The organism is Lentibacillus salinarum (assembly GCF_042679865.1).
Lineage (GTDB): Bacteria > Bacillota > Bacilli > Bacillales > Amphibacillaceae > Lentibacillus > Lentibacillus salinarum.
On sequence record NZ_JBHTNH010000001.1, the window covers coordinates 97,627 to 118,265 of the forward strand.

Genomic DNA, 20,639 nt, shown 5'->3' on the forward strand with positions numbered 1-20,639 from the left:
TAGTGCAGGCGTTAGCGATTGTCGTCGCGAACTTAACCTGCCGGTCCTTTTTATCCTCCTTTTTGAACACGTACTTATATGTCATTAATCTATGATTCCCTAAAATAGATGTTTCAAAAAGTCGTAAGTATGCGATGTCATTTTCAACTAAGATCGAGTAACAGACGATGGAAACAACAAGACTGTATGGAAAGTAAGGTTAAATCATGCAAAATCGTACAACATTTAATATCGATTATTCATTATTAATGATTCTCATACTACTGTGTCTGGCAAGTGTTTTCACGCTCAATGTTATCGAACCGTCATTGCCGGCTAAATATGATGGTTCACATTTTTGGCTACGGCAAACCATGTGGTTTATCGGCGGCGGCATTCTTATTACCGCCGTCATGCTGATTGATTATGACCGGTTCCATCAAATGACCTGGTTCTTATACGGAATTGGTATCGTGTCATTGTCGATGCTTTTTGTCGGGTTTCCCCCGGGAATTGTACATGAGGCAAACGGTGCTGTGAGCTGGTTTCAATTTCCGGTCATTGGCACGATTCAGCCCGGTGAGTTTATCAAAGTCATTCTTGTCCTGACAATTGCCCATGTGATTGTGAGACATAATGCCAAATATGTTGATAAAACCATTAAGCGTGATCTTGGATTGCTTGCCAAAATCATAGGCCTATCGCTTCCTCCCATGTTTTTCTTGGTAACCCAGCCAGATCTGGGCGGATTCCTTGTACTGGCTGCGATTACAGGCAGCATGATTCTCATATCAGGGATAAGATGGCGCATTCTTTTTACCATTCTTTTCACCGGCCTGGTTGCAGTGCTTCTATTTGTTTATACGTGGTATTTTTTTCCCGACCAAGTCGCCATGTTTCTTGATAAATCCGGTCTCAACCACGTTGCCGGCAGATTTACCGGCTGGTTAAACCCGAATGAGGACACTGATAACGGCTATCAGCTGCTGACCGCCATGCTTGCCATTGGCTCGGGGCAGCTGTTCGGAAAAGGTATCAGCGACATGGAAGTGTATATCCCGGAACGGCATACCGACATGATCTTTACGGCCATTGCTGAACAATTCGGTTTCATTGGATCAAGTATTGTTGTCACATTGTTTTTCCTGCTGGTTTACCGGCTGATTTACATCGCCATTCAGAGTAACGATGATTATGGAAGCTACCTGGTAACCGGAATCATCGGCATGTTTGCTTATCAGATTTTCCAGAATATCGGCATGTCCATACAACTTTTGCCCATCACCGGTCTTCCGCTTCCATTTTTGAGCTATGGTGGAAGTTCAACCCTGACGTATATGTTGGCCATTGGGATTGTGCTTAATGTTCATTCCAGAACCAAAGAATATATGTTTGAAACGAAGTGGAAAACGTGAAAAACATGCGTGTTACCTAAGAAATTACAGGCTCTCCTGGCTGTCGTGAGACAAACGCCGGCAGAGCCTTTTTTAAAAGATAAGAAGTATAAAATTTGGCTGTTCACCAAAATTTTGGACGATATTTTCAATGTCGAAATCGGCTAACTCGCCGATTTCTTCCAATCCGACTTCTGACCTCTGGCATCTGAAAAGACGCGTCAGCGTTTTTTCTTATAAGATATGCTTAAGATCATCAGGTAAGTCAGCCGTAAACGTCATCCTCTCCCCTGTCATCGGATGTTCAAACGATACGTGATGGCAGTGCAATGCCTGCCGGCTGATGGTGGAAATGGACCCACCATACAAGTCATCACCGGCCAAGGGATGGCCAATATGGGAAAAGTGCACCCTGATCTGATGGGTCCGGCCCGTTTCCAGCCTGACGTGAACGCGTGTATGCTCAGCCGTTTCCGTTAAAACGGTATAGTGCGTTATGGCGTTTTTTCCATCATTTCTGACTGTCCGTTCAATGATCGAACCATCTTTGCGTCCGATTGGTGCGTTGATGGTTCCTTTTTGTGGTTGCAAGCGGCCTTGGACAACCGCATCATAAGCACGTTCTATTTTTCCACTTTTTTGCGCTTCCGATAACATCGAATGGCTCCAGCGATGTTTGGCCACCAGCATGATACCGGATGTGTTCCGGTCAAGCCTGGTAACGATATGGAATGTATAAGGGAGCCCCTGTTCTTCATAATGGGCCAAAACGCCATTGGCGATGGTTCCGGAGGCGTGGATGTAAGATGGGATGGTTGCCCGTCCCGGAGGTTTGTTGATGACGAGAACCGCATCATCTTCATACACAATGTCCAGTGGTATTTTTTCCGGTGTCATCATGGCACCTTTTTTCTCTTCGGGAAACGTGACAGTGAGCACATCCCCGGCTGTCAGCTTACACACCGCTGTTGCCTCCGACCCGTTTACTCGTATGGTCCCGCCGCCGTGGATCACATGTTTGATCAACCGTTTCGAAAATTTATGCTCTTGCTGTAAATATTTCCGTACCAACAAGCCCTCATGCTGTTTGGCTATTGTCCAGTTCAAGCTGCAGCACCGTCCTTAAAGCTTCAATTTAAACATCATCATCATCAGCGACAAAGGAATCGCGGACCCGGTCCCAGAATGGAAAAGGTCTGAACCGCGCAAAGCGCACCCGTTCCTTGGCAACCCGGCACTGGATAGATTTAACTCCGGCATAATTCTTTGTAAAATGATCAATCGCTATGAGAAACGTTTTTTTGCTGCCGAGCGGTTTCAGCATACATGTATGATGCTTGGGCAAAATGAGCGGTGAACCGATCGTCCGGAATACCCGATTATTGATCGAGGCCATTTCAGTCAGTTGAATCGCTTCAAGTGACGGGTGGATTATCCCGCCCCCCAATGCTTTATTGTACGCTGTACTGCCGGATGGCGTGGAAATGCATAAGCCGTCACCACGGAAGGTTTCAAAATGGGACCCTTTAATTTCCACGTCAAAAACAACCGATCCCTCCCCTGTTTTAATCGTTGTCTCGTTTAAAGCAAGAAAGCGGTTTTCTTCGCCGCCGTCATGATCGCGTATGGTCACTTCAAGCAGCGGGTATTCGACAACCTGGAAAGGTGTTTTCGCGATTTCGATGATCAGTTTTTCCACTTCGTCAGGCGTCCAGTCGGCATAAAAGCCCAAGTGTCCGGTATGAACGCCGATAAACGATGTAGAATCGAGCGAGTCGATATATTGATGAAACGCCTCCAGAAATGTTCCGTCACCGCCAATGGAAATGACCAAATCGGGGTTTGCTTCATCATATTCCAGATCGAAGTCCGTTAAATATTGCTTCATCGTCGCCTGTATTTTATTGGATCGTTCATCACCTTTTGATACTATCGCAAACTTCAATGTCCGTCCTCCTTATTTCCGGTGAAATAGCCGTTTGGCTTCCTGTACTTCATTTTTAATGATGGACATTTCTTCGTCAAGTTTAAAAGCTGCCTCAGCCGCACGCTGCAGCCTGGATTTGATATCAGACGGGATGTTCCCTTTATATTTATAGTTCAGTGAGTGTTCATTCGTCGCCCAAAAATTCATGGCCAATGTACGAATCTGGATTTCGGCAATGACCATTTTGACACCCTGGATTGTCTCGACAGGATACTCAATAATCATATGATAGGACCGATAACCACTTTCCTTCTTATGCGCTATATAATCCTTTTCATCGCTAATTTGCAAATCTTCACGTGAGCGAATCATCTTCACAATCGTATAAATATCATCAACAAACGGGCATACCACACGAACGCCGGCTATATCCTGCAGTTCTTCAATCCGGTCGAGCGGTATCCGTCTGGCTTCAGCTTTTTCCAGAATGCTTGAAACCGGCTTAACACGGCCGGTTATAAATTCAATCGGTGAATGTTTCGATTCATATTCAAACTGTTTTCGGATTCCTTTTAATTTTATCTTTAATTCTTCCACTGCCTGGGCATAGGGCGCAAGAATGGCATCCCAGTTCATTGTTCACACCACCTGTCAATCTCGTCTCATTCTTCCATTTTATCATAACATACCCAACAGCTATTCTTTGCATAATTGTGCGTTATTCCCCATAATAACCTCAGGTTGTTTTCTAACAGATTGGGGCCTTTGGTTAAAAATTCGGAGGTGCGTCTGTAGCGTCGTTGAGATTTAAGTCAGTCAATGGAGGAATGACATGTGCAGGAAATTGAAATCGAATATAAAAATTTGTTAGGACAGGAAGAGTTTGATCGCCTTCTAACGGAATTATCGTTCCCGCATACACCCCAGATACAGACGAACCATTATTTTGAAACAGCTGATTTTACCCTGCAAGGTCTGGGCAGTGCCCTCAGAATTAGGGAAAAAAACGATGCATTTACCTTAACGTTGAAAGAACCCCATCCTGATGGCTTATTGGAAACGCATGATCCGTTGACACAACAGGAAGCCAATCAATGGCTGAACGGAAACAAAACAGCCGGAAAACGTGTCGTCAAGCGACTTGCCGAAAAAGGGATCTCCAGCCGCGATTTCATTTATTTTGGAAGCCTGACAACAAAACGGCGAGAATTTCACGGCAATCATGTGCTGTATGTATTGGACGAGAGTCATTATCACGGTATAACTGACTATGAGCTGGAAATCGAGGCAACATCCGAAGCTGACGGACGTCAAGCCATTAACGCGATCTTGGTGGATTTTAACATTCGAAAACGTAAGACACCTAACAAGATCCAGCGTTTTTTCGCCGCTCTGCCCCGCCATTGACACAAACGTCTAATCAGATTAGTTGCTATGGGCATGTGACGTTGCTAAACTATATACAAATATACTGGGAGTCAATACAAATGAAACAACCCGGAACGATATATGAAGCAATTGGGGGTTTCGACACGATTGACAGGTTAGTGACAGCTTTTTATAGACGCGTCGGCAATCACCCCAAACTGATTCCGATTTTCCCGGAAGATTTAACGGAAACAGCGCGAAAACAGCGGCTGTTTCTGACAATGTTTTTCGGAGGGCCAAAATGGTATGTCGAAGACCGCGGGCACCCCATGATGCGCCGGCGTCATTTACCATTCGAAATCACACCGGAGCGGCGAGATGCGTGGTTGGAATGTATGGACCAGGCCCTTGATGAAACAAAAATAGAAGAACCGTACCGTACAGCTATATTTGAAAAACTGACTATGACTGCTCACCATATGATGAACACACCTGATCAATAGTACGTGCCGGAAAGGAGAATCGATGTGCGTTGGAATCAGCAAGAGCTGCCAGGCTCCTATAACACAAACACATCGTCAAAATATAGCTATGTCGATTTTGTTCAGAAACCCGTCGAGATATATGTCTTTATTGATCCGTTATGCCCGGAATGTTGGTCACTTGAACCTTATTTAAAAAAGCTGTCCATTGAATATGGCCGTTTTTTCACATTACAACCGATTGTCAGCGGTCAGCTGAATTCATTGAATAAAGATATCTTTGATAAACCGAAACAATTAAAGCAAATATGGGAAAAAACAGCCTCCAGAACAGGGATGCCCTGTGATGGTGACTTATGGACAGAAAATAATATTTCATCGCCCTGGGTTGCGTCCATTGCTGTAAAAGCAGCTGAGCTTCAAGGCAAAAAAGCCGGCAAAACCTTCTTGCGAAAAATACAGGAGAATGCCTTTCTCAATAAACAGGATATTTCGGATGTATCCGTACTGAAAAAGTGTGCCGAAGAAGCCAGTTTAGATATCGATGAATTTGCCGGTGACCTAAACTCGTCATCGGCTAGGAAGGCCTTCCAGTCTGATCTGAAGCTGACAAGGGAAATGGAAGTAGACTATATTCCGACCATTGTCTTTTTTAATCAACGGACCGATGAGCAGGGTATCAAAGTATCGGGACTCTATCCGTATGATATTTACGTCCAGATCCTGAAACAGATTTTGCAGAAAGACCCGGTTCCTTCGAGCAAACCGCCACTGGAAAGTTTTGTCGAATATTATCAAGTGGTGGGAAGTAAAGAAGTATCGGTTGTCTATGACTGGTCCCCGGCAAAAACGGATAAGGAAATGAAAAAGTTGAAACTCCAGCAGACAGTGGAAAAAATCCCTGTGAAGTGTGGAACGTTCTGGAAATACGTTGCCGAATGACGCTCAGAGTATGAACATCAACTCTTGAGCGTTTTTAAATTCGGCTAAAAAAAACAGGATGTACGGGGCAGCGTACATCCTGTTATTCTCCGTCTCTGTATTAACAAAGGGGGATGGGAGAAAGTTTCATGATCAAAAACAAAGGGGTTTTTGTTTGTGACTCATCTCACATTTTTAATGATACCAGTGACCCCTGATTTTATCAATTATCGTGTTCACTCTTTCACAAAAATGTCACACTTCTATTTCACACGTTTGTCACATACTATTTAACAGAGTGTCAAGGTTTGGGAAATTAGCAATGGGAGCGGATATCATGAGGGAACTCTTGCCGTTTATTTTTCTCATCATAACGTTGATTGCAGCGTTTTTGAACTTACTCGGGCTGATGCGGTTAATCCCGCTGTACATTACATTACCATTGCTGTTTATCTCGATTTACTTAACCATTTTTTCATTCACCCATCGGCGTGTTTACCGGGGAGGAATGCGGGGATAACAATGAATCCTACCAAAAAGCTGTCACCGTTCAATGCCGGTGACAGCTTTTTGGTTTAGTTTTTCAATAACAATGCTTCCATTTCATTGAGTTTTTCCTCAAATACATCGAGCGCGGACATGATCGGGTCTTTCGATGTCATATCAACCCCGGCTTTCTTCAGCACTTCAATCGGATAATCACTACTTCCAGCTTTCAGATAGTCTAAGTAGCGGTCAACAGCGCCTTCTTCTCCGCTTAGAATCTTATTCGCCAGTGTTGTGGCAGCCGAGTAGCCCGTTGCATACTGATAAACATAATAATTCATGTAGAAATGCGGAATGCGCGCCCATTCCTTGCCGATCGCCTCATCTGAAACAACATCGTCCCCGTAATACTTTTTGTTCAACTCATGATAAATAGCTGTTAAATTTTCAGCGGTCAGGGCTTCCCCATTTTGCGCGCGTTGATGAATCTCATGTTCAAACTCAGCAAACATTGTCTGGCGGAAAACCGTTCCCCTGAAGCCTTCCAGAAAATGATTGAGCAAATAAAGTTTCTCTTTTTCATCTTCAGCCTTGTTTAATAAGTGGTCATTCAGCAATGCTTCATTCGTTGTCGAGGCGACCTCGGCTACGAAAATGGAATAATTGCCATAGCGGAACGGTTGGTTCTTTCTAGTGTAATAACTGTGCAGGGAATGGCCAAGTTCATGTGCCAGCGTGAATAGGTCGTTCAATTTATCCTGCCAGTTCAGCAAAATATACGGGTGGGTGCCATATGCCCCGGAGGAGTACGCGCCGCTCCGTTTGCCTTTGCTTTCTTCCACGTCGATCCAGCGGCTGTTAAACCCTTCTTTCAGGATATTGACATAGTCATCACCCAGCGGTTTCAAGCCTTCGAGGACATATTTCTGTGCCTCTTCATACGAAAAGGTCATATCAGCATCCTTGACAAGCGGTGTATAAATATCATACATGTGCAATTCATCAAGACCGAGTACTTGCTTGCGCAAACGCACATAGCGATGCAGCAACGGCAGCCGCTCGTTTACAGATTCAACCAGATTATCGTAAACCTGTTCCGGAATATTGTTACTGTCCAGTGCCGCCTGGCGTGCAGAATCATAGTGACGCACTTTCGCATTGAAATTATTCGCTTTTACCGTACCAGCCAGTGTGGAAGCAAACGTATTGATGAATTTACCATACGTATCGTACATCGCTGTAAAGGCTGATTGCCGGACATCGCGATCCTTCGATTCCAGGAAACCAATATAGCGACCATGCGTTAAGTCGACCTCTTCCCCATCCGCATTTTTGATCGACGGAAACGTCAAATCAGCGTTGTTCAGCATACTGAAACTATTAGATGCACTTGACATCGGTTCGGACGCTTCCGCCAGAAGTGCTTCCTCTTTTTCACTCAATACGTGTGGACGCTGACGGCTGATTTCATCCAGAACGTGTTCATAGTGTTTCAATTCTTCTTTTTCGTCCAGAAATTCGTTCAATTTCGCCTCATTCATCGCCAAAATTTCCGGTACGATAAAACTCATCGAACTAGAAGCCAGTGTCAGCACATTTTCCGCTTTGGCATCCATCGCCTGGTACGTCGAATTGGTTGTATCCTGATCACTACGCATGTGGGCATATGTAAACAATTTTCCCAGCCGCTCCGACAGTTGATCCTGCAGCTTAAGCACATCAAACAGGTTTTGTGCTGAATCAGCGATTTTCCCCTGAAATGTCGTCATTGAGGGCAAATCATTCTGTAAAGCCTTAAGTTCCGCTTCCCACTCTTCATCAGTTGCAAAAATATCTTCCAGCTTCCATTTCCGTTCTTCCGGAATGTCACTTCTTTTCGGTAATTCCTTTGCTGCTTTTGCCATGCTATATCCTCCTTACAATTCCTGATATCCATTTATTCGAGGTATCAGTGCAAAAATCCTTCCTTTATTTAGTATAACGAATTACAGATGATTCATGCCTATATTCTGCTTTATCAACTGATTCATCAGCTCGTTATCCCCGTTCAATGCTGCTTCGAGATGCTGATAACTGGGAATTGCGGTTTGTTTGGCAAAGGCTTTTGGGGAGACTTCACGGATCACCTGCATGCGTTCCAACAAGTAAAGATACTGATACACCGGATTAGCAAATGACTTAACAAGAGGGAATAATCGCGGGTTACGCAGATGAGAACGTAAAACATGCATGCAGCGCTGCAGACTGAATGTCTCACCGTTCGTCAATGGGGCAATTACTTCAAGGCATAAACGGCTCTGCCAGTCCCACGGTGGTGTGTTCATTCTGTATTGAGACGCAACAGGCAGATAGACCATGGAAGGAAGCGTTTCCCTGTGAGTACGGTTGACATACAGCCACTGCTGCCATGCCAGTTCACGCCCATAGACATGTCCGGACGATCTCAGGCGGAACGACCGTTTTTCCTGTTTCCAGATTTGGCACAGCTGTTGCTGGTTAAACCATGACCTTTGAAACAAATCAGTCATGATCATGTCGGTCAATTTTTTAATGAACAGCTTGCCTGTTGCTTGTTGGGCAGTTGTGAAATAAAAATCCTGGAATAAAATAAAGCGAAGGGTTTCCGGGCAAAAGTAGTATAACGTTAGTGGAAAATCTGAAGAAAACTGATGCATGAAATGAAGCTGAAACTGATCAATTCTTACCTGATTCCGGTTACGGCGGTTAAACCGGTTTGCACCCAAAATCCAAATCGGAACAATTCCCTGACTGTGATAACCTTGATTCCGCCTGATGATTTGTTCCGGTGGGATTCTTGCACATTGATATTCAATCGCAATCGTCTTACCGTGTAGTTTGAGGAGTATATCAGGGCGTTGACCGATTGCCGGCAAGAACGTCTCCAGCTGGACATCCAGTTGCTGACTCTGCAACCACCTGTATAACAGCAGTTTTCCTTTCTCATGATAGGCGCCTTCACCGCCTTCCTGCGACGGACAATGGCTTTTGGCGTTGTGGGCAAAATGCGGCACTGTTTTGGGGCCTGCCCTGGCAATTACTCGTTCCCGGCATGCCGGACAGAAAAATTGCGTTTCTTTCTTCAGGAAGGCGATTTCTCTCCTGGTCAAAGACGCCAGCGTTACGATTTTTCCATATTCAGTTTTCGCTTGCAGCATATCAAAACACCTCCATAAATCACTATTCGACAGAGGTAGCCAAAATCCTGCAAGAAATGAAAAAATGACTTTATCTTTCCGTGAAAAGCGCCCCTGGCAAAGAACCCCGCTGCCGTCATATAAGATTTTTGCCACAGAAAAACTCGGCTGCCGTCTCGTCTTTTCAGAGGCTAAAGGTCAGAAGTCCGTTTGGAAGAAATTTGGGAGTTAGCCGATTTCGGTATTACAAACAGCGTACGGAGTTTTCTAATTTCTTATCTCTTTAAAAAAAGGCTGTTTTCTAAAAGTTTGTTGTTTTGACACAAAATCCAATTTGCATAGAGATTTCTAGGCTATTTTGTTAGGGTACAATAACTATTGTATGCTTACATTTTTACCTACAAATTACACATGTTCTTTTGTTATAAAAGGCGTTAAAATAATGAAAAGACAGGAGTTGAAATAGATGGTGGTTCATGCAGAGTTTTCTTTCAACGAAATGGTAAAAATCGCTAACAGATGTGACTATTCTTATGACGGCTTGTTTTTCTATGCGGTGAAAACAACAGGAATTTTTTGTCGCCCCTCTTGTAAGTCGAGAATCCCCAATAAAGAAAATATCACCTTTTTTCAAACATCAGAAGAAGCAAAACGAGCAGGTTTTCGTCCCTGCAAAAGATGCCAACCGGATATGATGCATTTTGATCCCAAAATGGATATCATTAATGACACAAAGACATATATTCAAGGGCATTATACGGAAAATCTTACATTGAATCAAATAGCACAAAACATCGGCATAATGTAATGTGCCCACTTGTCAAGACACAAAAATCGATTATTTAAGATAAAGCCTCCTTTTTAAAAAGTCTAATTCCACCCGGCCGCATTACGACGAGTTTTCTCCCGTTTTAGAGGATTTCCTGGGTTCCACCACCCTTGACCTCGTTTGTGTCCATGGTACTGTTCTTATGGCGGATGGGAAAAATTAAGCCTTTAGGGCTCCTATCCGCACAGCGAGCGTACCATGGACAATCACTTCCTAAGTTCCGCTGATGGGGCCCCGACCCCTTTCAGCGATCACTAAGGAGTGGCACAGCGGTCAAGGGCAAGCAGCTTCGCTGTGGTTAAGCGTGCCTTCCCAAATAGATACTGGCCGGTATCTTATCTCCTAGAGCTTGATGTCTGCGTTTCCAGTTGTAATGATGCATGTAAAGCCTCGTCATTTGCTTTAATTCCAATACTGTCTCCGGGGATAGTAAATAAAGTCTTTCCCATTTATAGCTTCGAAAAAATCTCTCTGTTCTGGCATTATCCTTAGCGCGTCCTCGCCCATCCATGCTGATTTTTATGGATTCATAGCTTTTGATGCATTCAGTATAATCCTTTGATGTGAATTGACTCCCTTGATCGCTGTTAATGATCTCGGGCAGCCCGTACTTTTGAATAGCCTCCTTCACCGTACGAATAATAAAATCAGTCTGCATCGTATTGCTTAAAGACCACCCCACAACGAATCTTGAAAACCAGTCAATAATCACTACAAGGTACATGAAACCTGTTGGTGTGCCGCAGTACGTAATGTCGATTCCCCAAACCTGATTTCGATAGGTAATGCCTACACCCCGAAGCAGGTAGGGATACGTTCGTGCCTCTAAATCCCGTTTGCTCAGATTCGGACCCGGATAAAAGGCGATGACACCCATCTCCCGCATATAACGACGTGTTCGCTTGATTCCTGTATTGGTAAAACCTAAGTCTTCCAGCTCACCTTTGATTCGGCGACAGCCGTATGCAGGTTCATCAAAGTGTATACGATCAATGGCATTTTTGATGTCAATTTCCTCCTGGCTTGGCCGATATACCTTGATTTCATAGTAAGCAGTTGACCTGGACAGATTCAATAGTTTACACTGATGCTTAACTGTTAATTCCTTACTGTCAAAGTCTATTAATGATTTTTTCTCCTCCAATCCGAGACCTGTTGTTGTTTTTTTTTAAGCCAATTCATATCTACGGTTAGCTGGCCAATCTGATTAATCAATTCCTCCTTTTCTGCCTCGTGTTCCTGCTTCAGCTGTTCCATTTCCGTGGACTTTTTATCAAACACCACAGGCATATTGTTCAAAAACTCTGTCTTCCATCTGCTGATGAGTTGTGGACTTACTTCATATTTTTGAGCGATTTCATTAAGGGTGCTTTCTTCCCTTAATATTTCTAAAACAACCTTTGCCTTTTCTGCTGCACTATATCTTTTTCGTTTTTTACTCATAGCATTAGTATTATCTTATTTTTTCATTTTTAGTGTCCAAACCTACGGATACATTATATAAGCCCCTATTATTTAGGGCGTCTTTTTAAAGAAAATACATCAAGAACACCACGCTCCTATTTAGAGAATATACGTGTACGTAAGGCTGTTCATCTTTTGAAAACCACTGATCTATCAATTATTGATATTTGTTATGAAGTAGGTTTTCAAAGCGCATCAAGTTTTTATCATGCTTTTCAAAAGCAAACACAGTATACACCTCAGGAGTATAGAAAGGATTTCAACTATGATCTATGACGAATGTCAAACAGATATTGGGCTTTTAAGATTTGTTTTAAGAAAAAATGGAGCGCTCGTGCGCATATTTTTAACCGATCATCATTGGTTAACTTTTTTTGAAAATAACGCTGTTAAAAAAAGCTCTGAGTTAGGAAAACCTATTCGAAAACAATTTCAAGAATATCTTGGTGGGGAACGGAAGGATTTTGATTTACCATTTGAACTTGAGGGGACATCATTTCAAAAGCAGTCATGGGAAGCATTGCAAGCTATTCCTTATGGGGAAACAAAATCTTATTCAGAAGTGGCCAGTTCTATTGGACGACCGCAAGCTATTCGAGCCGTAGGTCATGCAAACAGTAAGAATCCGTTGCCGATTATATTTCCTTGTCACCGGGTTATTGGAAAACGTAAAAGTCTAACTGGATACGCTGGAGATATAGAAATGAAAAAGCAATTACTTCATATTGAAGGTGTCATTATTTAAATACCTCACAGGAAAACAAACAATCTTCCGTGATAGGGCGCGATTGTTGAAGAAAGAAACTAAAAAGCAAATTTTATTTATGGCTCAGTTCTAATTGAACTGAGTTTTTTTATACAAAAAGCACCGCATTTAGCGGTGCAATTTAATATACATTTTTTCCTACAATTTAGTATGCAATTTAGAGTTTTGCGATAGGTAACGGAACCCGTTATAAAAAAAAGACACTCTTTTTATTCAGAGCGTCCGATCGCTGCCGGAAAATGGGTGCGAATTTGCCCAAATGTATCGGCTGCAAATATTTGTTTGCCATATTCTTCAAGAAAGTGAATGGTTACATCCGTGTCCATTCCAAATTCGAATATTTGACTGAGCAGATCTTCCTGTCTGTCATCATCTTCCTGTGGAAATACAATATACAAGTAATAGTCATCCTGATAATGGAAAAGCATGTTATCCACTTCATCATCGTGGCCCCTGAAATAGTGACTCAGCTGAATAACATCTTCAAAATCGCTGAAACAGACAATCAATGAGAGATTGCCGTCTTCGTCTTCATTGTCTTTTTCAGTGTTGTCTGCTTGTTTAGCGCCAAACTTATGATCCAAGACGTCCTCTATTTTTTCATCGACTGAAATGTCTACTGTTTTGCCATTCTCATCCGGGAGCTCAATATTTTCACCGTCTTTGGAAATTTGTGCTTTTGTAACAATGATTTCCAGGCCTTTATCCATCGCCTGCACTTGAATCCATAACGGACCATCAACATTAAAGTCTTCTTTATAATTAAGCTCCTCCATCATTTGCCAGAATAATTGTTCTCCCCGCTCACGGTTATACCAGATTTCTTCACGGTGGAAACCGCGATCTTCAATATCAACATACGTGACGTAAAACTTAACCGTATTTTCATTAATCCGTTCTATTTCCATCCTGCTTCTCTCCCTTCTTATAAAGAATCATGACTTTCATTGGTCAAACCCATGGTGGAAGAGTCAAATAATCTGAATTGTCATTCATGGCTGGTTATAGGACACGTATAACCATTTATTACCCTTTACTTTATTGTATGATAGCAACACCCTGTTTGAAAATTTATATGCCTATATACAGGGTTAATTTCATATTTTAAACGATTTTTTTTATCTTGTCACTAGTTGTTGTCAATTTATTTTTCAGCTTCTGGATGCCACCGTGGTAAAGTGTTCAACCCGAACTGTTTAACGAAAAAACGCAGATCTAATTTTGAACGATCTGCGTTTTTAAATTTTGCTGTACAGCTGTGAAATCAGTTAACCAGCCGTTGTGCTTCACGAAGCTGAAAGGTCCGCACCGTCCTTGGCAGGAATCGGCGGATTTCATCTTCATTGTATCCGACCTGAAGCCGTTTTTCATCAAGGATAATCGGTCTGCGCAAAAGACCCGGGTTTTGCTGGATCAAATCGAATAAATCTTTCATCGGCATTTGGTCGATATTAATATCCAGCTTTTGAAACACCTTCGAGCGGGTTGATATAATCTCATCAGTACCGTCTTCAGTCATACGCAATATTTCCTTAATCTCATCAAGTGTCAATGGCTCAGAAAATATGTTACGTTCTATAAACGGTATATCATGTTCCTCCAGCCACGCTTTTGCTTTTCTACATGATGTACAGCTCGGTGAGGTATAAAGTGTTACCACGTAACATCACTCCTCAATTTAGAATATATAAACACTTCATGAACAACTTATTATTAAATTAAAATAAGTTTAAATAACTTATATGTATAATTATACTATAGTTGTCAATCAAAAGGTAGAGGATTTATTAAAAAATTTGGCAAAAAGTATTTCTGTTCATAAAATGTTCTCATTTAGTTGTAACGTACCCCAATTCATTTTTAAATAAACCCTTTGATTGAAAAATAAGAGCCTCCTGCGAAAACCAAGAGGCCATCATATGATCCGTCTAAGCTTTTTCTGTCAAATTGTCAAATATGTCATGGGAATGGCGATCTTCATCATAAGTCAGCACTTCATCAACCGGCTGGTAGGCTTCACCGTAAATTTCCTCATCTTTGTACGTATGAATGGTCTCATACATTTTTTTCATTTTCTCATAAATCGTCTCTTCTGATTCATCGTACGGTGTCCAGTACAATATTTCCATTGGGGTTGTTTCGTTTGTGGCCAGTGAGCGGCGGTTATAATCAATGTATTGCGCATGGTTGAATCCTTCCCGCCTGTAAAAATGCAGTCGTTTTTCGGAATCTGTGTCATCATAATCGACAGGTTCCACTTCCAAGATAATCGGTTTGTCACGCTTTTTAAGCTTTTCAATTAATTGATGACCGATACCCTGCCCCCTTGATTGCGTAGAAACCCAAACATAATCAATAAAGAGGAATGTGTCAAATTCAGCATACATTAACACATGATATGGACCTTCATCCTTGTGATAAACATCCCCCTTTTCCTGCAGCAGCATTTCCATATGCTTCCGGGATTTCATCTCTTCAACAGGGAAATACTTGTTCAGCTTTTCATACCAGTTCATACATCTACTCCTTCGTCTCGTCGTCTTTTCCATTATAACGGCAGGAGGTGCTTATGTTAAATCGGGTGAATTGCTGTCATACCCTTTACTGCTTGGTTTAGCATGATATGAACTTATTATGGTATAAAAAACTGGGTTTTATTCCGAAAAGCCCGGTTTTTATAAATAAAGCTATATAACCTTTTTAATCAGCGGTTTTTTTCGCAAAGTTTGTTGGTATTTAGCCCGCAGCCTGAATACATTTATGCTCGTCCCGTTGCAAGACGTTTTGGTGACGTATAAGCTCTTCGGATCTCAGTCTAATGGTGTATAATCCACATTTTCCGTGTACGTGTTACCGGCGTTCCAAATTAAAAACTCGTTTATGCCGTTTTCATTTAACGCTTTGATTTGTGCTTCTACTTCTACTTTGCCGTATTCGGTTGGCGCTCCGCTGTAGAGCCATGGGGCTTCAAAATCCTGTATCCACGGCCTGGAGACTGGTCTGTTCTCCAGCTGGTCAAGGATTTTATTTTCGACTTCAGCGTATCGCTTCACCGTTTTGTAAGGTTCTTTATCCGGAAAATCAATGTCAAAGTACGATGTCCAGTGACTCGGATAAATCATGGATGAAATAACGTCAATGTGACTTGATATGTCAGGAAAATTCTGTCCGATACCTGGGGCTTCTTCAACCGTCGCTGTATAGCCGAAAATGTCGACAGCCACATCCACATCGTAATAATCGAGTTCGTCTTTGGCGTACGCCACAAATTCGTTGACTGCTTTAACACGCCGTTTAACGTTGCTCATGTCTTCATTTTTATAATCACCTTGACTGTAGCTCAGTTCGTCATCTCGGTTCTCAAATCCTTCTGGAAATCGCACATAATCAAACTGAATTTCCTGAAAGCCCATTTCAGCAGCCTGTCTGGCTATTTCCAGATTGTATTCCCATACTTCTTTTTGAAACGGATTGACAAACGATTCCCCTTTATTATTCGTCCAAACCTCTCCGTTTTTCCTGAACGATAGATCGGGATTTTTTTCAGCTAACACCGAGTCTTTAAACACAACGATTCTGGCAATCGGATAGATACCTTTTTCTTCCAAGTATTCCAGCATTTCCCTTGGACTATCAATATAATCAACAGCCGCATCTTTATATGGCGAATCTTCCGGTACACTGACCGTTAAGTTCCCATGATCCTCCTTAATATCGACTACCATCGCATTCAAATCAGACGTCTCGACAAGATCGACAAGTTTATTAAACCGTTCACCGCCTGCAGAGGGACCTGTCACATATATCCCCCTGACAGCGTCCGGGTATTCAAAATTCAGTCCTGAGTCATATGTAAAACGCTGCATCTTTTGATCTGTATCGACCTCGGATATGTTTGTCTGACGCTCCGTGTGCGCACTTACCTTTAATGTTTCCTCACCACTTGTCGAATGTGTGCTGATCGGTATAACGATAATGAGGAGGAAGAGTATTGCTGAAGCCGTTATCATGAGGTTTGTTCTCGTCATTATCTATCATTCTCCCCGTTCCCTTTTAGTCCATTATAAAGGAAATCGACAATAAATAGAACAACATGACAAAAATCTTTTAACTAACGATAGCTATAAAGGCAAGGTATCAGCTGAATGTCAAAATGTAACATCGATTTACAAATATTACCGACCATGCATCGGCTTTGTTATTCACAGGTTATCGTTAATGATCATCGTTTCATCCGGGCAAATTTATATACACGACCAGTCGTTATGATTAAAATTGAAAAATGGTATTTTGTTATAGGAGCGTATAAAGTATGTTGAAAACGTATGCTTGGCTAACTTTTTGTGTCGTGGTATGGGGAAGTAATTTCGTGTTTGGAAAAATTTTGGTTCAGGATTTTTCCCCAACCCTGTTAACATCACTAAGGCTTTTCTTTATTGTGCTCATTTTAATTGGCATATCGTCTTTCAAAAAACGGTTAAAACGGTTAAATAAAGTAGATTTGCTTGCGATTTTGTTTCTGGGAATTATTGGTGTATTTATCAATCAATGGTCTTTTTTTGAAGGATTACAAACAGCTGATCCGACAACATCTGCCTTAATTCTGGCAATGGCGCCTATTTTAACTGGCTTTTTAGCAGCCATTTTTTTAAAAGAAAAATTAACGGTTCGTATGCTGATGGGGTCTATTGCTGCGATAATAGGAATTTATTTTGTTGTAACAAAAGGCCGTTTAACATCCTTACATATTGAAAAGGGTCTTATATGGATTGTTGTAACAATGGTAACCTTCGCCATCATGATCCTTATGACGCGGGTGCTCTCGCAAAGGATTGATCCACTAACCATTACGTTATATTCGAATATTGTAGGTTTCGTTGTCTCGATTCCGTGTGCTTTTTTACTGGACAATCCTTTACGAATAAGTGCTGATATATCTTATTGGGCCCTTTTAATCGGAACAGCTATTGTGGTGCATGGGATAGCTACACTTATTTGGAATCACAACATTCGCTATGTTGATGCGTCAAAGGCATCCATATTATCGAATTTAGAGCCTTTTGTAGCAATGATTATGGGATTCATCTTACTATATAAACCGATAACAGGTGCAGAGATAGTAGGTTCCTTATTTATTGTGGGTGGCGTTATATTTTCGACTTATCAACGAAAGAAGCCCTATAACCGAACAGTTTCTGGTAAATAACATGGAATATTTGATGATGCAGGCGGAAATGGATACACCAGTGCAAAATCCAAAAGAATCCGTTCAAAGTCAGACTGAGGCATCCGAAACAAAACTGCATTATTTAACAGAAGTGAATGAGCAAATGTTCCAGCAGAATCTACGTTTACGCGAATATCTAGAGCATTGTATCTATAACGGGACAGTACCAACCCATGGGAACTATTATCATATTCTGCGGGAAGATAAATAGGACTTGTGTTATTCTTTCATTTCTATCACCATAATCCGTACTTCCTTCACTCATCACGATATTGATACATTTTATTACCTCCTTCTCACCCAAATTTATTAGCTTTATTTTACCATGTTTTACATGAAAGGGAGATATGGCGGTTTGTTCTTATTTACCCCAGTATATGTTCCTGAATAGAGGCCTTTCCTACACGCCTCTGATACTTGATTTCTGTTTCATAAATTGTATATAATGAAACAAAATGAATACTTTCAGCGATGATAAAGATGGAGTACAATTTACCAAATGGTATGTAAAGAGAGCCTGTGGTTGGTGGAAACAGGCAACAAGGTGAATTGGAATTGGGCTTTGGAGCTTCGTTTTAAAAGTGATCATGCATTTTTCGTGTGATAAATAGGGTGGTACCGCGGTTCATTCGTCCCTTTTTGTATGGGGATAAATGGATCTTTTTTATTGGTGAAAAAATGAGGGAGTGAACGACTATGCAAACGATTTTTTCAGGCATTCAGCCAAGTGGTACATTAACGCTTGGCAATTATCTCGGCGCGATTCAGCATTTTACCGAGCTGCAGGAGGACAATCATTGCTATTTTTGTATTGTTGATGAGCATGCCATCACTGTTCCACAGGACAGGCTGAAATTAAGAAATAACATCCGCTCGTTGGCAGCCTTGTATCTGGCATCCGGTATTGATCCGGAGAAATCAACATTGTTCATCCAATCCGAAGTTGCGGCACATACACAACTGGGCTGGATGCTGCAGTCCATCAGCTACATTGGTGAGCTGGAGCGGATGACCCAGTTCAAAGATAAATCAGCCGGAAACGAAGCCGTTTCATCAGCTTTGTTAACGTACCCGCCGCTCATGGCGTCTGATATCTTGTTATATAAAACAGACATCGTGCCGGTCGGTGAAGATCAGAAGCAGCATCTTGAACTGACACGCAATCTGGCGGAGCGGTTTAATAACCGGTATAATGACATTTTCACCATTCCGGAAGTCAGCATTCCTAAGGTCGGTGCACGGATCATGTCATTACAAGACCCGACGAAAAAAATGAGCAAATCGGATGAAAATGAAAAAGCCTTTATTTCAATGCTCGACGAACCGAAACGAATTGAAAAGAAAATCAAAAGTGCTGTCACGGACTCTGATGGCATCGTCAAATATGATAAGGAGAACAAGCCTGGCGTCTCCAACCTGCTGACGATATACGCCAGCTGTTCCGGCCAGTTAATTGAAGAATTGGAAGCACTCTATGAAGGAAAAGGCTACGGGGCGTTCAAGCAAGACGTGGCCAACGCGGTGATTGAAGTATTGAAACCAATCCAGGACCGCTATCATGACCTCGTTGATTCGGAAGCACTGGATGACATTTTGGATGCGGGTGCAGATAAAGCTGCTTTTGAAGCAGATAAAATGCTGAGGAAAGCTAAAAAAGCCATGGGACTCGGACGGGTCAAGAAAAAACGCTAACAGTAAAAGGTGGCTCGATTTATCAACCGAGCCACCTTTTTTATGATAGGATGATCATTTTTAGCTTTTCCCTAAAAAATCCGCGTTCACCACTACTTCAGGTTTGATGTATCCTGCTGGGGTTTCTGTTCCGTTTCCCACATCTTCTCAAGAAACGGCTGGCCTTTAATCATTTTCACACACAAATCCTCATGCGCCCGTCCCCAGCCATGTTTAACGCCTTCGTACAGTGTATTCCATACCGTTTCTTTGTCCATATACCGTATATATGGATACTGCTTTGGATCCCATTCGGTCAGCCAATAGCGGAGCTCCTCCAGATTGTCGACTGTCCTCAGCTGATCCAGCGCAATCATCAGGAGCTGCTTCAACTGCCGCTCTCGCCGTGTCAGACCATGAATAAGCTCAGGTTCCATTGACAGAATATGATATTCTTTTTCCACGGTTCGTCCGTTAAAGTCAAACGATTCCGGTTTGGTCGTCTTGATCATATCAAAGACAAGCTGTTCCTGCCTTGGTATGAGCCGGCTTTTTCGCACCGGTATCTGGTAGCCAATCGTATCAAATGCCAAAATATCCTGACCATCCGTTACCACGGCCGCAAAATCAAGGGAATCACGGTTCTGTCCTTTACGGATATAAGACCGTTTATAAATTTGATCCATCATGTCTTCCGGCAAGTCGTGCATGTCATTTTCGATGTAGTCATAAAGCTCTTTTGTTATGTATAACAATGGAACCTGATCAAGCAGCTCAATGCCGTCATTTTTTCGCCATTCATGAAAATAGCAGACGTTATAACCGTTTTCCTCACCTTCAAACCAGTTCACCCAGACATCGTGTAAATACAGCATACTCAACCCTCACTTTGAATGAATCATAAAGAGAATGTTCAAAAATTCCAGTGATAACATTCTCATTTTTGAACACGCATCTTAAGAAATGTGTT

The 20,639-nt window shown here is 42.1% G+C and carries 21 protein-coding genes, 1 pseudogene and 1 other annotated feature; of the genes and pseudogenes, 11 read left to right on the forward strand and 11 right to left on the reverse strand.

The window, feature by feature from the left end; genetic code table 11:
- Positions 1-206 precede the first annotated feature (206 nt).
- Positions 207-1,394 carry an FtsW/RodA/SpoVE family cell cycle protein gene (locus ACFQ4A_RS00495; RefSeq protein WP_382396866.1) on the forward strand — a complete coding sequence of 396 codons (1,188 nt, stop codon included), beginning with the start codon at positions 207-209 and terminating at the stop codon, positions 1,392-1,394.
- 213 nt (positions 1,395-1,607) lie between these two features.
- On the opposite strand, the gene ACFQ4A_RS00500 is transcribed toward ACFQ4A_RS00495, so the two are convergent.
- From ACFQ4A_RS00500 to ACFQ4A_RS00510, 3 genes are read right to left on the reverse strand one after another with little or no spacing between them, the layout of a single operon-like run.
- Positions 1,608-2,480, reverse strand: coding sequence for an RluA family pseudouridine synthase (locus ACFQ4A_RS00500; RefSeq protein ID WP_382396867.1), 873 nt, complete (start codon positions 2,478-2,480; stop codon positions 1,608-1,610).
- Between the two features lie 28 nt (positions 2,481-2,508).
- Positions 2,509-3,318, reverse strand: a complete 810-nt coding sequence (locus tag ACFQ4A_RS00505) for an NAD kinase (protein ID WP_382396868.1) — start codon at positions 3,316-3,318, stop codon at positions 2,509-2,511.
- A gap of 12 nt (positions 3,319-3,330) precedes the next feature.
- Positions 3,331-3,936 (reverse strand): GTP pyrophosphokinase, encoded by a 606-nt coding sequence (locus ACFQ4A_RS00510; protein ID WP_382396869.1) that lies wholly within the window; start codon positions 3,934-3,936, stop codon positions 3,331-3,333.
- A gap of 198 nt (positions 3,937-4,134) precedes the next feature.
- Between ACFQ4A_RS00510 and ACFQ4A_RS00515 the strand changes: the two genes are divergently transcribed.
- From ACFQ4A_RS00515 to ACFQ4A_RS00530, 4 genes are all read left to right on the forward strand, one after another.
- Positions 4,135-4,707, forward strand: coding sequence for a CYTH domain-containing protein (locus ACFQ4A_RS00515; protein WP_382396870.1), 573 nt, complete (start codon positions 4,135-4,137; stop codon positions 4,705-4,707).
- Between the two features lie 80 nt (positions 4,708-4,787).
- Positions 4,788-5,171 carry a globin domain-containing protein gene (locus ACFQ4A_RS00520; protein ID WP_382396871.1) on the forward strand — a complete coding sequence of 128 codons (384 nt, stop codon included), beginning with the start codon at positions 4,788-4,790 and terminating at the stop codon, positions 5,169-5,171.
- Between the two features lie 24 nt (positions 5,172-5,195).
- A complete protein-coding gene (locus ACFQ4A_RS00525; RefSeq protein ID WP_382396872.1) occupies positions 5,196-6,092 on the forward strand; it encodes a ClpXP adapter SpxH family protein in 897 nt (298 codons plus the stop codon).
- Positions 6,093-6,408: 316 nt separating this feature from the next.
- Complete coding sequence (locus tag ACFQ4A_RS00530) at positions 6,409-6,591, forward strand: hypothetical protein (protein ID WP_382396873.1); 183 nt, start codon at positions 6,409-6,411, stop codon at positions 6,589-6,591.
- A 55-nt stretch (positions 6,592-6,646) separates the two neighbouring features.
- On the opposite strand, the gene pepF is transcribed toward ACFQ4A_RS00530, so the two are convergent.
- A complete protein-coding gene (gene pepF / locus ACFQ4A_RS00535; protein ID WP_382396874.1) occupies positions 6,647-8,461 on the reverse strand; it encodes an oligoendopeptidase F in 1,815 nt (604 codons plus the stop codon).
- An 81-nt stretch (positions 8,462-8,542) separates the two neighbouring features.
- Positions 8,543-9,733 (reverse strand): competence protein CoiA, encoded by a 1,191-nt coding sequence (locus ACFQ4A_RS00540; RefSeq protein ID WP_382396875.1) that lies wholly within the window; start codon positions 9,731-9,733, stop codon positions 8,543-8,545.
- Between the two features lie 445 nt (positions 9,734-10,178).
- On the opposite strand from ACFQ4A_RS00540, the gene ACFQ4A_RS00545 reads away from it, so the two are divergent.
- Positions 10,179-10,520, forward strand: coding sequence for an Ada metal-binding domain-containing protein (locus ACFQ4A_RS00545; protein WP_382396876.1), 342 nt, complete (start codon positions 10,179-10,181; stop codon positions 10,518-10,520).
- Positions 10,521-10,839: 319 nt separating this feature from the next.
- Here the strand turns inward: ACFQ4A_RS00545 and ACFQ4A_RS00550 are convergent.
- Positions 10,840-11,984, reverse strand: a pseudogene (locus ACFQ4A_RS00550) (IS3 family transposase).
- 57 nt (positions 11,985-12,041) lie between these two features.
- Between ACFQ4A_RS00550 and ACFQ4A_RS00555 the strand changes: the two are divergent.
- Positions 12,042-12,281: a helix-turn-helix domain-containing protein gene (locus ACFQ4A_RS00555; protein WP_382396914.1), complete on the forward strand. Its 240-nt coding sequence runs from the start codon at positions 12,042-12,044 to the stop codon at positions 12,279-12,281.
- Positions 12,271-12,750 carry a methylated-DNA--[protein]-cysteine S-methyltransferase gene (locus ACFQ4A_RS00560; protein ID WP_382396878.1) on the forward strand — a complete coding sequence of 160 codons (480 nt, stop codon included), beginning with the start codon at positions 12,271-12,273 and terminating at the stop codon, positions 12,748-12,750. Before ACFQ4A_RS00555 ends, ACFQ4A_RS00560 begins: the two co-directional genes overlap by 11 nt.
- 230 nt (positions 12,751-12,980) lie before the next feature.
- Here ACFQ4A_RS00560 and mecA read toward each other — a convergent pair whose 3' ends face one another.
- The 4 genes from mecA to ACFQ4A_RS00580 all read right to left on the reverse strand — a co-directional run bounded on the left by mecA (position 12,981) and on the right by ACFQ4A_RS00580 (position 16,799).
- The gene (gene mecA, locus ACFQ4A_RS00565; protein WP_382396879.1) at positions 12,981-13,679 is read right to left on the reverse strand and encodes an adaptor protein MecA; all 699 of its coding nucleotides are present in this window, start codon (positions 13,677-13,679) and stop codon (positions 12,981-12,983) included.
- Positions 13,680-14,035: 356 nt separating this feature from the next.
- Positions 14,036-14,431 carry a transcriptional regulator SpxA gene (gene spxA, locus ACFQ4A_RS00570; RefSeq protein ID WP_382396880.1) on the reverse strand — a complete coding sequence of 132 codons (396 nt, stop codon included), beginning with the start codon at positions 14,429-14,431 and terminating at the stop codon, positions 14,036-14,038.
- Positions 14,432-14,699: 268 nt separating this feature from the next.
- The gene (locus ACFQ4A_RS00575; RefSeq protein WP_382396881.1) at positions 14,700-15,287 is read right to left on the reverse strand and encodes a GNAT family N-acetyltransferase; all 588 of its coding nucleotides are present in this window, start codon (positions 15,285-15,287) and stop codon (positions 14,700-14,702) included.
- Positions 15,288-15,581: 294 nt separating this feature from the next.
- Entirely contained in the window at positions 15,582-16,799 is a 1,218-nt protein-coding gene (locus ACFQ4A_RS00580) for a putative glycoside hydrolase (RefSeq protein ID WP_382396882.1), read from the reverse strand.
- A gap of 284 nt (positions 16,800-17,083) precedes the next feature.
- On the opposite strand from ACFQ4A_RS00580, the gene ACFQ4A_RS00585 reads away from it, so the two are divergent.
- From ACFQ4A_RS00585 to trpS, 3 genes are all read left to right on the forward strand, one after another.
- Complete coding sequence (locus ACFQ4A_RS00585; RefSeq protein ID WP_382396883.1) at positions 17,084-17,977, forward strand: DMT family transporter; 894 nt, start codon at positions 17,084-17,086, stop codon at positions 17,975-17,977.
- A 16-nt stretch (positions 17,978-17,993) separates the two neighbouring features.
- A complete protein-coding gene (locus ACFQ4A_RS00590) occupies positions 17,994-18,209 on the forward strand; it encodes a hypothetical protein (protein ID WP_382396884.1) in 216 nt (71 codons plus the stop codon).
- A gap of 251 nt (positions 18,210-18,460) precedes the next feature.
- Positions 18,461-18,638: a binding site (T-box leader), on the forward strand.
- 56 nt (positions 18,639-18,694) lie between these two features.
- Positions 18,695-19,690 carry a tryptophan--tRNA ligase gene (gene trpS / locus ACFQ4A_RS00595; protein ID WP_382396885.1) on the forward strand — a complete coding sequence of 332 codons (996 nt, stop codon included), beginning with the start codon at positions 18,695-18,697 and terminating at the stop codon, positions 19,688-19,690.
- A gap of 92 nt (positions 19,691-19,782) precedes the next feature.
- Here the strand turns inward: trpS and ACFQ4A_RS00600 are convergent, their stop codons facing one another.
- On the reverse strand, positions 19,783-20,544 hold the full coding sequence (locus ACFQ4A_RS00600) for a YjbA family protein (protein ID WP_382396886.1): 762 nt from the start codon (positions 20,542-20,544) through the stop codon (positions 19,783-19,785).
- Between the last annotated feature and the right edge of the window lie 95 nt (positions 20,545-20,639).